The sequence below is a fragment of the Actinopolymorpha sp. NPDC004070 genome (genome assembly GCF_040610475.1).
Taxonomy (GTDB): domain Bacteria; phylum Actinomycetota; class Actinomycetes; order Propionibacteriales; family Actinopolymorphaceae; genus Actinopolymorpha.
In genome coordinates this window covers 117,411-133,516 of sequence record NZ_JBEXMJ010000009.1, presented here as the reverse complement: position 1 = coordinate 133,516, position 16,106 = coordinate 117,411, and the positions used below count along the sequence as shown (strand labels likewise).

Here is a 16,106-nt window from a genome sequence, read left to right as displayed (position 1 = left end):
TGGGCGCGCCCGCGTACCAGGCGGCCGCGGTGCCGCCTTGGGGCTCGTTTCCGCTGTGTGCGTTGGCCTTGGCGTCGGCTCGTCGGTGCCGACGGCACGCGCGGGAGCGGGTGGCGCCGGTTCCTGTCTCGACCATGCGTACCCCAGCAGCGCCACCCCCACCATCGCGAGGACGACGGCGGCGGCCAGGGCCACCCTGCTCCGGCCGCCGCCTGCTCGTTGCCGTTCGTCCATCGGTGTTCGGCCCACGCCTCAGCGGGTGGAGGCTGCCACGCGGCGGCGGTACGCCAACGCGCCACCGGCTCCGGCCAGCGCGGCCACGCCGAGCCCGATCGCGCCCAGAGCCTCCGGGCCCTGGGTGGAGCCGTTGCCGGTCTCGACCCCGCCGGTGGGCATCGCACCTGCCGCCGCGCCGGACACCGTGCCGCAGGTGGCCGGGTTGGTGGCCTCCTCCGGGATCCCGCTCACCCCGAGGGACTTGGCGAACGTGGACTCCCCCAGCGCTTCCATGTCGTACGTGCCGTTGCCGTTGGCGTCGAGCCCGTGCTGGACGATGTGCAGGTTCCGCAGCTTCTCACCCGCGCCCGGGGACAGCTGGATGGTCCGCTTGTAGTGCAGGTTGCCCTGCGCGTCGGCCATCGGCATCCGGTCCACCGCCAGGCCGCTCTTGGGGCTGGTGTCGCCCTTGGTGGTCAGCGACACGATCACGTCGCCGTACATCGGCAGGCCCTCCTCGGTGGTGACCTGTCCGTCACCGTCCTTGTCCGCGCTGCTCGTCGGGCAGGTGAAGTTCTTGTTGTCGCTGAACGAGCCGTGGAAGTGCTGGGCGTGCGGCTGGTTGGGCGTGAACCCGGTGCCGTTGATCATCACCGTCAGCGCGTCGCCGTTGAGCTGGATCGTCGCCTCGGCCCGGGAACCACTGTCGTTGCCCATCGTGTCGGCCAGCTTCATGTGGAACGTCCGGTCGGGCGCGTGGTCATGCAGTGAGGCCGCTGACGCCGCCGAAGCGCCGAACAACGCCAGCCCCAGCGCCGCCGGCACAGTCGCCAGCGCCTTGGTAGTGGTTCGCATGTGAGGTCCTAACTGTCTGTCGTACTTCGGCCCGGCCGCCTTCGCACCGGGCAGCGGTCACGACCGCTCGCCACGTACTTCGGAACCGTCCGCGATGAGGTTTGGTCCGGCCTGCCGGCAATCCGAACTGCTTCGGCCAACGAATACGACGTGTCCGCCGAGCGGCCTCGGCGGACTGGGAGGCGCCGGCGGCCGGCGAGAAGGTGGCTGATCGATGGCAGTTGTCGGGGGAGATCCAGGCCAGGACGAGCGCGGCGCCGCGGCTGCGGCGATACCGGATCCCGGTCGGCTGTTCGCAGGTCACTACCGGGTGGGGCCGCGCGTCGGCAGCGGCGGGATGGCGCTCGTCCTCCGGGCGTACGATCAAGCCGGGTGATCATCTTCATCGCCTGACGGGCCACGCGCAGGTGGCCGGATTCGGTCGCGGTGAACGTCGTGCGGCCACCGAGGACGGCTGAATAGCGTGCCGGAATGGACGAACACACCGCTCTGCGGGCTTGGAAGTCCGTCGTCGGGTCGGCTCGAGTGGAGCCGATGGACAGGGTCAGCAACCCGATCTGGAAGGTCACCGGCGAGGACGGACGGAAGTGGGTCCTCAAGCATCTTCCGGAGTGGCCGCCGGGAGTCGGCCCGGTCGAGGAGTATCGCGTGCTGTGTCATCTGCAGGCCGCCGGCCTACCGGTGGCCGCACCGGTGGTCACCGACGACGGGCTGATCGCCCACAACGCGGACAACCTCCGCACCGACCCGTACGACAAGCCAAGCTGCCGACGGAGCTGCTCGATCTGGTCGATCCGCTGCGAGACCGGCTCTGCGCCGCCCTCGTGGACCTACCGATCCAGCTCACCCACGGCGACTGCAACGTCGGCAACGTCCTCGTCCATGACGGCGAGGTCACCGGCTACATCGACCTCGACCACCTGCCGTACGGCCCGCGGGTCCGCGACCTCAGCCTGTACCTCGGCAGCCGTCTCCGGGACCAGATCGCCGACGGCGATCCCGACGCCGCGGCAGCGGTGCTGCGGCACTACGTCGCCGGCTACCACTCCGTCCACCCGCTGACCGAACGCGAGCAGGCCGCTGTCGTACCACTGCTGCTCACAACCCTGATCGGGGGCGCGGCCTGGAACCTCCACGGCTGGGTGCCCGACCCGGCGGCCTACCAGCAGAACCTGCGGGCGATCCGGTGGATCACCTCGCGCTACGACCATCTGGTCCACGCATCCGCGTCTCGGTAGGAGGCCGCGCACGCCATCCGGTCGCAGGTGTGTCTCCCTCTCCCGTGGCCCGGTGCGGTCACGTGTTGACTTTAGGTCTTGCCCGAAACATCCGCCGCGTCTACCTTCGGGCTCCAGAGGCGCCGTCCGCCTCTGCCCAGTCGATGCGACCCAACTGAGTGCACCACGACCGACGGCCGAACGGCAGCCGTCGACGCATCGGTCGAGAAGACAGAACCGAGGTGCTTCCATGAACGGTTTCGCCGAGCCCGTGCCACCATCGCGCGGTGGCTTCCGACCCAGCCGCCGAGATGTCCTGCGCTACGGCATGTTCCTCGGTTCGGCGGCGATGCTGCCGCCTCTTGCCCCTGATCCGGCCGCAGCGGCCCAGACCGCGGTCGCGGCCGCGACTGGGACGTCGCCCACTCTGACCGACCTGCCGACCAAGACCAGAGCGACGATCTACACCGCCGACATGGTGGCCGCGGCCCGACGCAATGTCGACCAGTACGACTGGGCGAAGGGACTCCGGGACGCGGCGGCCGCCCAGGCCGATCCTCTTCTTGCCAAGGGCGACGACTGGCTGTGGAAACTGGTCACCGGGCAGGGACTACCTCGCAGCTACGCCGTGAACCAGGATCTCGGCTCGCCCGTCACCGGCAAGGACATCTACCGCTTCGGCAACTATCCGTGGCTCACCGACCCGGACAAGCCGTGGAAGCTGATCGACCCGTCGGTGCCGGAAGACTCGGGTCTGCCACGGATCTACCCAACCAACGACTTCGGCGCGTTCTACGCGAGCGGCCTCAACGAGCACGGGGAATTCGCCCGGGCGCGCGCCGACTCCGGCCTGCTGGTGAACGAGTTGTATCCGGAGAAGGGCCCCACCTGGGGCGTCGATGACGGGTTCGGATGGGTCGACGACAACGGTGACAAGTGGACGTTCGTTCCGTACTACAACCACTGGGTCGTGTGGTACAGCGCGACCGCGCTCTATGCCGGTGCCGCCTCGATCTACAACGGACTTCCCGCACTGCGCGACGCCTTCATCACCACCGGGGACGTCAGGTACGCCCATGCGGGACTGATCCTGCTCGACCGGATCGCTGACGTGTACCCGTCGATGGACACCTCGCCGTACAAGAGGTCCGACGGATACCTTCACTCCGATGGCCTGAGTGGCAGGGGCAAGGTGGTCGGCTGCATCTGGGAGACCGGGATCTCCCAGATGATCTGTGACGCCTACGACGCCCTCTTCCCGGCGATCGCCACGGCCGACGAGGCCGACGTGGTGCCGTTCCTGTCGGAGAAGGCCAGGCAGTACGGCCTTGCGCCGAAGGACTCCCCGGCCGCGATCCGGGCAAACATCGAGAACGGCATCCTGCGCCAGGTCTATCCGAGCGTGCAGGCCGGCAAGATCCGCGGCAACTTCGGCATGCACCAGCGCTCGGTCACCCTCGCCGGCGTCGTACTCGACGCACCGTCGGAAACGAAGGAGTGGATCGACTTCGTCTTCAGGACCGGCGGCGTGGGACCCCCACCCGAGTACCGCGTGTCAGGCGGCGACGTGTACCGCACCCTGGTCGACGTCGTGGACCGCGACGGCATGGGCAACGAGGCATCGCCTGGATACAACCGGCTGTGGATCGGCCACATCCGTGGTATCGCCGACGTCCTCGACGGGTACGACGGCTACCCCGCAGCCGATCTGTACGACCACCCGAAGTTCGCGAAGATGTTCCAGGGCATGCATCCGCTGGTGATGCTGGGTGCCTACGTGCCGCAGATCGGCGACACCGGCTCGACGGGCAGGCCCGGCCTGTTCGGCTCCCCCAACGAGTTCTTCTATTTCTTCGAGAAGCTCGGCCTGCCCGAGTACGCCCAGATGGCGTACCTGATGAACGGCAACAGCACCGACGATCTCTACGGCAACCTCTTCAGGCCGGACGTTCCCGGGGTCCAGCAACGGATCCGCGACGTCATCGCCAAGCACGGCACGTGGCAGCCTCCCAGCGAGAATCTCACCGGTTACGGCATCGCCATGCTGCGGGATGGGACGGGGAGCAGGGCGCGCGACCTCTGGGTCTACTACGGCCGTACGCCCGGGCACGGTCACCTCGACGCGCTCAACCTCGGCATGCACGGTTTCGGTGTGGACCTGCTGCCGGACCTCGGCTACCCGGAGTTCGCCGACGCCAGCATCCGCACGCAGGAGTGGAACCAGAACACCGTCGCGCACAACACGGTGGTGGTCGACCAGAAGCCGCAGGCCGAGCAGTGGGTCGGCACGCCGCACGGCTTCGCGGCCGGCGAGCGAGTGCAGGTGTGCGACACGTCCGCGCGGGCGGCGTACACGCAGACGAGTACCTATCGCCGGCTCTCGGCGATGGTGAAGGTCGACGACACCAACTTCTACGCCGTGGACGTGTTCCGCGTCGCAGGCGGCACCGATCACCACTTCTCCTTCCATGCTGCGGAGGGCCTCACGACGACCGAAGGACTCACGCTCGTCGACCAGGCCACGGGCACCTATGCCGGTCCGGACGTCGCCATGCCACCCGACAACGCTCCTTCCCGCGCCAACGCCAGCGGGTTCGACTGGCTGGACAACGTGTCCCGGGACACCAACCCCGCCGGGCCTTTCAGCGTCGACTGGAAGGTCAAGGACACCTGGGGCGTACACGACCCGGACCCCGATCTCCATCTACGGCTCACCATGCTGTCCGACGTGAACGATGTGGCGATCTGCGACGGGACGCCACCGCGCAACAAGCCGGGCAATCCGGCGAAGCTGCGCTATCTCATCGCCCACCGGCAGGCTCCCGCAGGGCAACAGCTCTCCAGCCAGTTCGTCTCGCTCGTCGAACCCTATGTCGACCGCCGGGTGGTGCGATCCATCTCCTCGCTGCCCGTACAGGCCGTCGACGGCGCGATCGCCCCGCACGAGGCGACGGCGGTACGCGTGGAGCTGACCAACGGACGCGTCGACCACATCGTCAACTCGCTGCGGACCGACGTGATGCTGAAGATCGATCTCGACAACCGTCAGGAGCTCCGGTTCCGCGGCTCGTTCGGGATCTACTCCACTCGCGGCCGCACGCCGGAATACGCGTGGACCCACGGAGCCAGCTTCCTGGGACCGTTACCACAGATGCAGGGGCCGACCGCCGCGACGGGCAAGCTACGGGACTTCACCCGCGACCTCTCGTTCAGCAACCAGCTCACGGTCAAGCTCGACGCCGGAGTCCCGGCCAAGATGAGGCTCGACGGCAGCTACGCCTACGTCACGGTGCCGCAGTCGGCGTACGCGAGGATCGCGTATCCGTCCCGGACTCCCTCCAAGGCGGGAGACTTCGGCGCGCTGAGCCAGCAGATCGTCGTCTCCGAGGCCGCCACACACCAGCTGTCGGTCAAGGTGAACGACGACTTCACCGGAGCCACCGCCGGCTACTTCTTCGCGCAGGTACTGATCGACGGCGTTGTCGTAGCCGAACAGGACGTTGCCGGTGGCGGCCAGTGGCGGGAGATCACCGCCGACGTCACCGGACAGCTGGCCGGCAAGTCCAGCGCCCTGCTCACGTTGCGCCTGCTCAGCAAGAAGGCGGTCAGCAACTTCGGCGTCGCGGCGATGTTCGACGACCTGGCCATCTCCGGAACCACCATCGCCAACGCCGACTTCGAGGACGTCTCCTCCCCCGCCTGGCGGCCCGAGTCGAACTCGCCGAACTTCGCCGTCAACCCACGGGCCACCGCCGACACCAACGCGCGCAACGCCGTCTACCGCATCCACGGTGCCCGCTTCACCGACGACACCACGGTGGTGCTCGACATCGGCGACATCACCACTGTCCGCGGGTACGCCGACCCGAACGACTTCGGAAAGGGCTTCCGCTACGACGTGGCCGAAGGCGCCAGGGTCGACATTCCGTACACCCGAGAGTGGCAGTCGTGACCGGCCACCCTCAGGTGGTTGCTCTGTGTCCCCGCGACGAGCTCCCGGGGACCCGCTGCCAGATCCGCTGCGAAAGCCCGCCCCAGGCCGTCGCGACCGGGCGCGTCCAGATCCACCAGTAGGCGAGCCCCGACGCGAGGGATCCGGCGAACGCCGGGACCGGATGTCCCCACAGCAGTTCGAGTGCCTGCCAGTGAATGACGTAGATGTACAGCGACGCTGCCGCGAGCACCTGGACGACCGGTACGAGAACACCCGGCACCCGTGTCACCGGCCGCCACAGCATGAGCAGAACGAACGCGATCGTGAGGCCGTCCCGCGCCGGATTGAACGAGAAGGTGCCGATCGTCACGATCACGAACACGGTCATGAGGTGCTTCTGTGCCGGCGTCGACACTCGTTCCAGAGCCCAGCCGAGGAGGAAGAGGTACAGCACGACCAGTGCCGAACCCTGCATGCGGGGCACCGGCAGTGGCAGGACCGGAAGCCGGAAGAGCACGAACGCCGCGACGGTGAGTGCGAGTGGCAGGCCGAACGGGTGACGCCGGTCCAGGTCGACGACCCGGCGGGAGACGTTGACGGCGGCGACGACGACAAGCGCGACGACCATCGCCTCGATGAACCAGAACCGCCACGGCGGACCGAGTTGCTGCTCGCCGAACACCCAGTTCGCCAGGAAGAGGTTGCGGGTCTCGTAGTAGCCACCGAGCAGATGCGCACCGATGATGACGACGAGGCTGGGTACGGCGATCCGCACCGCCGCACCGATGAGTCTGCGAGCCCGGCGCCGGCGCTCGGGGTCGGCCAGCTGGAAGCGCGCGACCTGGTAGCCGGCGACGACCAGCAGGGCGTTGGCCGTGCCCTGGAGCGCGAAGAGACCGGCGTGGGTGCCGACGATGAGGAGGATCGCGAGGGCGCGCAGCCAGACACTCGTTTCCATCGTCCGCCAGGTCGTACGCGTGAGGAGGGTGGCCGGCCCGCGCTGCCGGCGGCCCTTTCCGTCCGGCCGCAGCAGCTCCAGATCGCGCACCTGCGTCACGTGCCAGTTCGGCGGGAGCCGGCCGAGCAGTTCCTCCAGCCGGATCGACACCTCGACGTAGGAGAGCGAGTCGCCGCCAATGGAGACGAAGGTCGCCTCGTCCTCGACGTCACGCTGGAGCAGCCGGCCGTAGAGAGTGGCTACTGCCCGCCCGTCCGTCTCCCCGGTGAGTGCGGGCCCCTCCCCCGCCGGGGACGGGCAGGCCAGCGCGAGGAGTGCCGAGTAGTCGGGTTTGCCCGACACGAGCAGCGGCTGGTCCCGGACGAAGACGACCCGCAGCGCCTCGCGTGGTACGCCGCATGCGCGCATGGCCGCGCGCCGCAGCGACTCCCGAGCGGGCGCGGACGCGACATCGCACGCGACGACGACCAGCCCGTCACGTCCGGTGGTCCGTACGTCGTGTCCCTGCGAGCGGAGGCGGCCTTCGAGGGCGTCGAGGTCGATGCGGTGCCCGAGCACCTTGACGAAGCGCGCGCGCCGGCCGACGACGCGTACGAGCCCGTCGTCAGTCAGCTCACCGAGGTCGCCGGTGCGCAGCTCGAAGACGGTGCGGCCGAGCGCGAGGTCGGCCGGCTCCTCCGCGTACCCGAGCATGACGTTGGGCCCGCGGAACACGATCTCGCCGTCCACCACGTCGATCGTCGCGCCGGGTACGGGGACACCGACGGTGTCGGGGTGCTCGGCGGCAAGATCGGGCGGCAGGCAGGTCATTCGGGCCGTCGCCTCGGCCTGGCCGTACATGACGACGAGATCCCAGCCGCGCGTGCGGCCGAGTTCGGCGAACCGCCGGACGCGCTCGGGCTCCATCCGGCCGCCGGCCTGGGTCACGTACCTCAGACTCGGCAGGTCCCGCTCGGCGAAGCCGCTGCGCTCGAGGAGTTCGAAGGTGTGCGGAACGCCGGGGAAGGTCGTGGCCCCGGCCGCGTGGAAGAGCCGCCAGAAGCAGTCGTCGACGACGGAGAGGTCGGTGAGCAGCAGGCTCGCCCCCGCGGCGAGGTGGGTGTGCAGCACCGACAGGCCGTAACAGTACGTGATCGGCAGAGTGAGCGCCGCACAGTCGTCGGGGCGGACTCCGAGGGCAGCGGTGATCTGCTCGGCGTTGGCGGCCAGGTTGGCCGCGGACAGGCGTACGAGCTTGGCCGAACCCGTCGAGCCACTCGTACTGAGCAGGAGAGCGAGGTCGGGGTGCAGCTGGTGATCGGACGTCTCGCGGACGACCTCGACCCCTCCGGCAGGATCCAGCACGATGTCGGGGCGGTAAGTCTCCCGCAGCCGGGCGGCGGGCTCGCCGGGCGCGACCAGCAGCACCACGTGGCCCGCGGTCTGAGCCGCGAGGTAGCCGACGACGGTGTCCACCGTGGAGCGTCCCTCGACCTGGACGAGGCGGCGCGGTCCGGCGAGACGCGCGGCGAAGTCGTCGACCCGGCGGGCGAGGTCGGCGTACGTGACGGGGCCCTCCGCCGTGCCCACGGAGGTGCGCAGCGCCGGGCGGGAGCCGTGGGTCCCGAGCCGAGACACCCAGGGCAGGGTCGGTGACGGGGCCAGAGGTACGGCGCTCGCTGTCACGCGAGGTAGTAAATAGGGTAGGCAACCCTAAATCAAATCCCGGGGCCGAGTGCGGCCACCTCGGGTCGTCTCGGTTAACCTCGCTTCAGCCAGGTTAGCCTTTCCTGGGCTTGCCATCGCAGTCGAGACCACCCACCCGTGACCACCCACCCACGACCGGCTGCACGCCCCGGGCCGCGCCGCCCAACGTTCGAGCCACCAGGAGTTTCCTCGTGACGCGCCGACGCACCATGATCCTCGCCGCTGTCGTGGCGGCCGCGACCACCCTCGGCCTGTCGGCATGCAGCAGGAGCCTCGAAGCCACCGGAGAGCTCGACAAGTCGAAGTTGACGATCTACAGCGCCCAGCACGAGAACCTCACCGAGGAGTGGGGGCGGGAGTTCCAGGACAAGACCGGGATCCAGGTCCAGATCCGCTACGGCGACGACTCTTCGATGGGCGCACAGATCGTCCAGGAGGGATCCGGCTCGCCGGCCGACGTCTTCCTCACCGAGAACTCCCCCGCGATTACGACGCTCCAGAACGCCGGCCTGCTCGCACCCGTCGACGCCGCCACCCTGGCCCAGGTCGGCGACCGGTACCACCCGTCCTCGAAGAACTGGGTCGGCATCGCGGCCCGCTCCACTGTTCTCGTCTACAACCCGAGCAAGATCTCGCAGGCGCAGCTGCCGAAGTCCCTGATGGACCTCGCCAAGCCGGAGTACGCCGGTAAGTGGGGAGCGGCCGCGGGCGGCGCCGACTTCCAGGCGATCGTCTCCGCCATGCTCGCCACCGAGGGAGAGGCCAGGACCTCCGAGTGGCTCCGCGGTCTGAAGTCGGGCGCGAAGATCTACCAGAACAACATCGCGACGATGAAGGCTGTCAACGCCGGCCAGTCAGCGATGGGCGTCATCTACCACTACTACTGGTACCGAGACCAGGCCCTTGACAAGGCGAGCAGCGGCAACACCAGGCTGCACTATTTCAGGAACGAGGACCCGGGCGCTTTCGTCAGCCTCTCCGGTGGTGCCGTCCTCAAGAGCAGCAAGCACGCGGCCGACGCGCAGAAGTTCCTCGCGTTCATCACCAGCAAGGAAGGCCAGAAGGCGCTCGGAACGACGGACTCCAAGGAGTACGCCGTCGGCAAGGGCGCCCCGTCCGACCCGAAGCTCCCGCCGCTCGACTCGCTCCAGGCGCCGAAGGTCGACCCGTTCAAGCTCAACGGGCCCAGGGTCATCGACCTCATGACGAAGGCCGGGATCCTCTAGGTGACGACCACGCAGACGCGCTCCGCACCGCCGTCCGGCGGACCGCCCCCGGCCCGGACCGGGCGTCGGGCCGCCGGCGACTCGCTGCCGCTCCGCGCGGCCGCGCTCGTCGTCGCGCTCGTGTGCGCGCTGCCGCTCGTCGTCGTCGTACTCAAGGCGTTCGAGTCCGGGCCGGGGGACGCGTTCGCGCTCGTCTGGCGCCCAAGGATCGCCGAACTCCTCGTCAACACGGTGTCGCTGCTCGTGCTGACCTGTGTCATCTCGATCGTGCTCGGGGTCGGTTCCGCGTGGCTCATCGAGCGCACGTCGCTGCCGGGCACGAGTTTCTGGCGCATCGCACTCGTGGCGCCACTCGCCGTGCCCTCCTTCGTCAACAGCTTCGCCTGGTCCGCGCTCGTGCCGGGGTTCGAGGGCCTCGCCGGTGCAGTCATCGTGACCTCCCTGTCGTACTTCCCGTTCGTGTTCCTACCTGTCGCAGCGCTCCTGCGTACCCTCGACCAGGGCCTCGAGGACGCCGCGCGGGCCCTCGGGCACGGTCCGTGGCGTACCTTCGCGCGCGTCGGGCTCGCACAGGTCCGCCCTGCCCTGCTCGGTGGTGTGCTGCTCGTCGCCCTCCACCTCCTCGCGGAGTACGGCGCCCTCGAGATGCTTCGGTTCCCCACGTTCACGACAGCGATCCTCGACCAGTTCGAGGTGGCCTTCGACAGCCGATCGGGCAGCGTCCTCGCCGTCGTCCTGATGGGCATCGCGGGAACGGTCCTCACGCTGGAACTGCTCGCCCGGGGCCGGGTGCGACACGCGCGCGTCGGCTCGGGGACGGTCCGCCGGGCCACGCGGGGACGGCTCGGCCGGGCCACGCCGTTCGCCCTCCTCGGGCTGACCGTCCTCACCGCTCTCGCCCTCGGGGTCCCGGCCTGGAGCCTCGGCACGTGGCTCTCCCGGGCCGACCAGGCGACCGAGCCGGCCAACCTCGGCCCCACGCTGTGGTCGACCCTGAGCCTGGGCCTCGTCGCCGCGGCCGTCACGACGGTGGCGACGGTCCCGGCCGCGTGGCTCATCGCCCGGAGCCGGTCGTGGTTCGCGGTGGCCGTCGAGCGCGTCACCTACGTCGCGGCGTCGCTTCCGGGTGTCGTCGTGGCGCTCGCGCTCATCACGCTGACGATCGGTTTCGTACGCCCGCTCTACCAGACCACCACGGTCCTCGTGATCGCGTACGCGATTCTCTTCCTCCCCCGCGCCATGGTCGCCACGCGCGCCGCCATCGCGGCGGTGCCGCCCGAGCTCGCCGACGCCGCCCGCACGCTCGGCGACAGCCCCGTCCGCGCGTTCTGGCGCGTGCAGTTGCCGCTCATGTTCCGTGGCACCATGGCGGGGTTCGCGCTGGTGTTCATCGCCGTCACCACCGAGCTGACGGCGACACTTCTGCTCGCCCCCACCGGCACCCGCACCCTGGCGACGGCCTTCTGGCACGCGAGCGCCTCGCTCGACTACGCTGCCGCCGCGCCGTACGCCGCAGCGCTCGTCGTGCTCTCCGCACCGCTGACCTACTTGCTGCTCCACGGTAGGAACGAGGAATCCCGCACGTGAGGACTCTCCAGCTCTCCGGAATCACCGCGTCGCACTCCGGGACCCCCGTACTCCACGGCATCGACCTCGAGGTCCAAGCCGGCACCACGACGGCGGTGCTCGGGCCCTCCGGGTGCGGCAAGACGACCCTGCTGCGCGTCGTAGCCGGCTTCATGCGTCCAGACGCCGGCGAGGTGCGGGTCGGGAACGAAGTCGTGGCCGGCCCCGGTGCGTGGGTGGCGCCGGAGAAGCGCGGCTTCGGCTACGTCGCACAGGAGGGCAACCTCTTTCCGCACCTCGACGTCGCCGCCAACATCTCCTACGGCCTGCCGCGCCGGGAGCGCCGTACCAGAGCAGGTGTGGGTGATCTGCTCGAGCTCGTCGGCCTGTCGGGCGACCTCGCGCACCGGCGCCCGGACCAGCTGTCCGGGGGCCAACAGCAGCGCGTCGCACTCGCCCGGGCCCTCGCGCGTCGGCCGCGGATCGTCCTACTCGACGAGCCGTTCTCGGCCCTCGACCCCGAACTCCGGGTGGCAACCCGTGAGGCGGTCGCCTCGGCGCTCGCACACGAGCGGGCCACCGTCGTGCTCGTGACGCACGACCGGGCAGAGGCGCTGTCGTTCGCCGACCAGGTGGCGATCATGCACGACGGTCGGCTGACACAGGTCGGTCCGCCCGCCGACGTCTACCGGTCGCCGTCCGACCGCCGCTCGGCGGTGTCGCTCGGCGAAGCCTGCTTCCTGGCCGGCGATGTGGACAACGGCATCGTGACCTGTGCCCTTGGAGAGTTGCCGGTGCCCGGCGTGCAGGGCTCTGGCGCGTGCGAGGTGCTCGTCCGCCCAGAACAGCTACGCCTCGGCGACCCTGCCGGCCCGACGGCGACCGATGCGTGCGTGGCTGTGGTGACTCGTACGGTGTTCTACGGCCACGACGCCCTCGTCGAGCTGTGCCTGGACGACCCTCGCGGGGACTCCGCCGAGGTGTGGGCACGCGTACTGGGTGACGAGGCGCCGCCGGTCGGGTCGCGGGTCTCGGTGAGGGTGGTCGGCGCGCCGCACGTCGTCACCCTCGACGGAGCCCGCCCCTCGTGATCGGGCCCGTAGGACCGGCCGGTTCGACGGTCGCGACCGCCTGGCGGCTGCCACGGTCGTCTGCCGCTGTCAGAGTTCGGCGACGTCGACGGTCTGGCCCGTCACCGCGCTTCGGCTGACCGCGTCGGTGAACTCCATGTAGCGAACACCGTCCTCGAAGGTCGTACGCGTGACCTCCTCGCGGCCGCGGATGGCGTTGACGAACTCCTCCTCCACCCGCCACCCGACACGCTCCTCGGCCGGCACCGCGACCTCGCTCAACTCCTGGTCGCCCCGCCCGCCCGCCGTAAGCCGTCCGGCGTCCGGCTCGAAGCGCAGGGTGCCCTCGGATCCGAAGATCCACAGTTCGGTCTGCGGGGCGAGTCCGGTCACGCTGCTGAAACGCAGATGAGCGATCCCGCCGCCGCCCAGCGTCGCGAGGATGTCGACGTGGTCAGGGACCTTGACCTCGTGCCAGTTCCCGTCGTCGTCCCTGCGTCGGGGAACGACGGTCGTGGCCATCGCCGTGACGCGCCTGGCGGTGCCGAGCCACCGCATCATCGCCTCGTACCAGATGCCCATGGTCAGGATGTTGTTGCCACTGACATCGGCATCCTGGCGCCAGTGCAGGGGCGCCGTCTTGTCGACGAAGGACTGTCCCACGTGGACCTCGACGGCCAGGATGTCGCCCAGCCGGCCGCCACGCACCATCGCTGCCAGCGTGGAGTCGTACTCCAAGGTGAACGGCGACGGCACCACCTGGGCGACGAGGTGCGGCGCCTTCCGCGAGGCGGCCAGCATCTCGCGACCCTCGTCGGCGTTCCTCGCCATCCGTGCCTCGCACAGCACGTGCTTGCCGGCCTCGAGCGCCGCGACCGTGACGTCACGGTGCATGTTCGGCCAGGTGCCGACGCAGACCGCATCGATGTCGGGCGCCTCGACGAGGTGACGCCAGTTGTCCTCCACGCGCTGGATGCCGTAGTCGTCGGCGATCCTGGCACCGGACTCGCGGGTCCGGTTGGCCACCGCGACAAGTTCGACTCCCGGCAGCGCCTGAAATCCTGGGATGTGACGGAGGCGGGTGTTGGCACCGGCACCGACGAAACCAACCCTGATCGGCGAATCAGCCATGCCCGGACGGTAGCAGCGAGGGCATGGAAGAGGTCCAGGGGCCGGTGGCGGTTGCCGGGCCCGCCACGAGCAGCGCGAGGCGGGCCTGGTCGCGCGCTGGCTACAGCTCACAGAGGACGGCGTCGCGGGCACCGATCGTGGCGTCGACCGATCGTCCGTCCACGAGCAGGACCTGGGCCGGGTCACCCCAGCGCACCCGGAGCCCGCTCGCCGCGGGTGACTGCGGTGCCAGGGTCGCGGAGACCCGGACCGGCTCGCGGCTGGGATTGAGCAGCCAGAGGTGACGGCCACCGTCGCCGTCGTGCATCCGTGCGATCACCCGCGGATCACTGACCCGTACGGTCTGGCGGATGCCTGCCCATTCCAACAGGCGGGCGAAGTAGCTCCGCGTTCCCTGGTCATGGTGAAGCCCGTAGCCCACACCGGGGAACGTGCCGATCAGGCGAGTACGCCCGGCGCCGAGCCGGTGGTCCACCGCCGCGACACGACCGTCGGCGTACCATCCGACGGGCGTCCCGGTGGTGGGTTCGTACGCCTGCTGGAAGATTCCGCCGTGCACCGTCGAGCCGTCGACGGAGAAGCTCAGGTCGTCCAGCAGATCGGGAGTGAACTCGACGTAGCTCTCCTGAGCTCCGAACAGCTTGTCCAGCCCGTTGCCCGGCTGCGACGTCCCCACCCGCCCGTGGTCGGCGAAGTAGCCCGGGCAGCCTTCGGCCACGAGAACACCACCTGCCTCCACCCAGGCGATCATGCGTTCGCTCGCCTGCCGGCTCAGCTGGACGGGGTAGGGCAGGTAGAGCAGTCGCGGCCCGCCCGCAGGGTCGCCGCCGTCGCCGGCAGCCGGAGCAACGTCGTCGATGTGGACGAAGGAAGCCTGGATGTTGTTGGCGAAGAAGCCCTGGTAGGCACCCTGGACGGCGCGAGCGTAGAAGTCGGTACTGCGCTGCTGGGCGTAGGTGAAGATCTGCGTCTCCGGACTGTAGACGATGCCCACGTCGGCAGGCACCGGCCGCGAACGCCAGAGCTCCTCCTGCTCGGGCGCCGTGGCCCAGCGGGCCAGCTCGGACACCGTGTCGGAGCGCGGCGTGCGCGAGCCGTCCATGCCGTACGCCCCGAACGCGCCGAACAACGGGCCGTCGAGCAGGGGCCGCCAGCGCAGGTAGAAGAGCCCCGAGGCGCCGGCGGCGAAGCTGGCGAGGTTCCAGTAGCGGATGTCCTCCACCGACGCGATCCGGCCCTCGTCACGAGGCTTGCCCACCACCTGCGGCTGCATCCAGAGCGGACCCGCGTACGCCTCCGCGTGCCAGAACGGCTTGCCCCGGCCGGCCGAACGTACGAGATCCATGGCATGCAACTGCTTCCACGGCTCGTCTCCGTGCCGGCTCGATCCCCACGTGAGTCCGTAGGAGTCGACCTCCGCGGCGGCTCTCCAGTCGTCGGTTCCGCGCGGCGCGGCGAGGGTGAGGCTGCCGGCGATGCCGTGGGCAGTGATCGGATGGTCCCGGTCGAGTTCGCGGATCAGGTCGGCGCGCCACCGCATCAGCCGGTAGGCGTTGTCCTGCCGGAATGTCAGCCAGTCCAGCACGTCCGCGTACGGCTCGACCGTCCGCGGCGGTTCGATTTCGTCCCACTCGGCGTAGCTGTAGCGCCCCCACGCCTGGCCGATCGTTCGAAGGTCGCTGTAGCGCTCCCGTAGCCACGAACGGAACGCCGCCGCGGTCGCCGGGCAGTAGCAGGTGTCCTCCGCGTACCCGCACTCGTTCCAGATGTCGTAGCCGCCGAGGCCGGGATGTTCGCGGTAGCGCGCCACCAGGGCGGTGAGGAACGCACCGGCCCGCTCGCGCGCGTCGGCGTTGTCCAGACAGAGTCCGGGGAACCCACCGACGGCACAGCTCGGGCTGATCGAGGACCGCACGGGAGTCCCGTCGCGGCGCTCGTACCTCGCGTGGGCCAGGGTCCGGAACGCCCACTCCGGCGCGGACGTCATCATCTCGGCGATGATCGTCCGAATGCCGTTGTCGGCGGCAAGATCGAGTTGACGGTCGTAGTCGGACCAGTCGAACTCCCCCGGCGCCACCTCGACCGCGGACCACAAGAACCAGTGCCGGAAGGCGTTGTGCCCGTCATCGGCCGCGGTCTTGTAGTCGCGGTCCCAGTCCTCACGGGGAGGGTTGGTCTTGCGGAAGTAGACGGCCCCGTAGGGAAAGGGCGGAAGTGTCCTGGATGGCAACGCGCTCACCTCTCTCC

At 69.6% G+C, this 16,106-nt stretch carries 9 protein-coding genes; 5 read left to right on the top strand and 4 right to left on the bottom strand.

All coding sequences use genetic code 11. From position 1 onward, the window contains the following. Window positions 1–252: 252 nt before the first annotated feature. Window positions 253–1,071, bottom strand: a complete 819-nt coding sequence (locus tag ABZV93_RS17725) for a hypothetical protein (protein ID WP_354936895.1) — start codon at window positions 1,069–1,071, stop codon at window positions 253–255. A 587-nt stretch (window positions 1,072–1,658) separates the two neighbouring features. Between ABZV93_RS17725 and ABZV93_RS17720 the strand changes: the two genes are divergently transcribed. After that, window positions 1,659–2,309, top strand: coding sequence for a phosphotransferase (locus ABZV93_RS17720; protein ID WP_354936892.1), 651 nt, complete (start codon window positions 1,659–1,661; stop codon window positions 2,307–2,309). Window positions 2,310–2,538: 229 nt separating this feature from the next. Then, on the top strand, window positions 2,539–6,240 hold the full coding sequence (locus ABZV93_RS17715) for a heparinase II/III family protein (protein ID WP_354936889.1): 3,702 nt from the start codon (window positions 2,539–2,541) through the stop codon (window positions 6,238–6,240). Between the two features lie 10 nt (window positions 6,241–6,250). Here the strand turns inward: ABZV93_RS17715 and ABZV93_RS17710 are convergent, their stop codons facing one another. After that, the gene (locus tag ABZV93_RS17710) at window positions 6,251–8,797 is read right to left on the bottom strand and encodes an AMP-binding protein (protein WP_354936886.1); all 2,547 of its coding nucleotides are present in this window, start codon (window positions 8,795–8,797) and stop codon (window positions 6,251–6,253) included. Window positions 8,798–9,057: 260 nt separating this feature from the next. On the opposite strand from ABZV93_RS17710, the gene ABZV93_RS17705 reads away from it, so the two are divergent. From ABZV93_RS17705 to ABZV93_RS17695, 3 genes are read left to right on the top strand one after another with little or no spacing between them, the layout of a single operon-like run. Beyond that, window positions 9,058–10,092, top strand: a complete 1,035-nt coding sequence (locus tag ABZV93_RS17705) for an iron ABC transporter substrate-binding protein (protein ID WP_354936883.1) — start codon at window positions 9,058–9,060, stop codon at window positions 10,090–10,092. Beyond that, on the top strand, window positions 10,093–11,679 hold the full coding sequence (locus ABZV93_RS17700) for an iron ABC transporter permease (RefSeq protein ID WP_354936880.1): 1,587 nt from the start codon (window positions 10,093–10,095) through the stop codon (window positions 11,677–11,679). Then, entirely contained in the window at window positions 11,676–12,749 is a 1,074-nt protein-coding gene (locus ABZV93_RS17695) for an ABC transporter ATP-binding protein (protein WP_354936877.1), read from the top strand. Before ABZV93_RS17700 ends, ABZV93_RS17695 begins: the two co-directional genes overlap by 4 nt. A 69-nt stretch (window positions 12,750–12,818) precedes the next feature. Here ABZV93_RS17695 and ABZV93_RS17690 read toward each other — a convergent pair whose 3' ends face one another. Together ABZV93_RS17690 and ABZV93_RS17685 are read right to left on the bottom strand one after the other, a co-directional pair. Then, a complete protein-coding gene (locus tag ABZV93_RS17690; protein WP_354936874.1) occupies window positions 12,819–13,859 on the bottom strand; it encodes a Gfo/Idh/MocA family oxidoreductase in 1,041 nt (346 codons plus the stop codon). A gap of 100 nt (window positions 13,860–13,959) precedes the next feature. Then, complete coding sequence (locus ABZV93_RS17685) at window positions 13,960–16,098, bottom strand: beta-galactosidase (protein WP_354936871.1); 2,139 nt, start codon at window positions 16,096–16,098, stop codon at window positions 13,960–13,962. Window positions 16,099–16,106: the final 8 nt, after the last annotated feature.

Excerpts from the sequence above, each read along its gene's own strand:
- ABZV93_RS17715 (WP_354936889.1), top strand. The coding sequence starts at position 2,539 with ATGAACGGTTTCGCCGAGCCCGTGCCACCATCGCGCGGTGGCTTCCGA.
- ABZV93_RS17725 (WP_354936895.1), bottom strand. The coding sequence starts at position 1,071 with ATGCGAACCACTACCAAGGCGCTGGCGACTGTGCCGGCGGCGCTGGGG.
- ABZV93_RS17690 (WP_354936874.1), bottom strand. The coding sequence starts at position 13,859 with ATGGCTGATTCGCCGATCAGGGTTGGTTTCGTCGGTGCCGGTGCCAAC.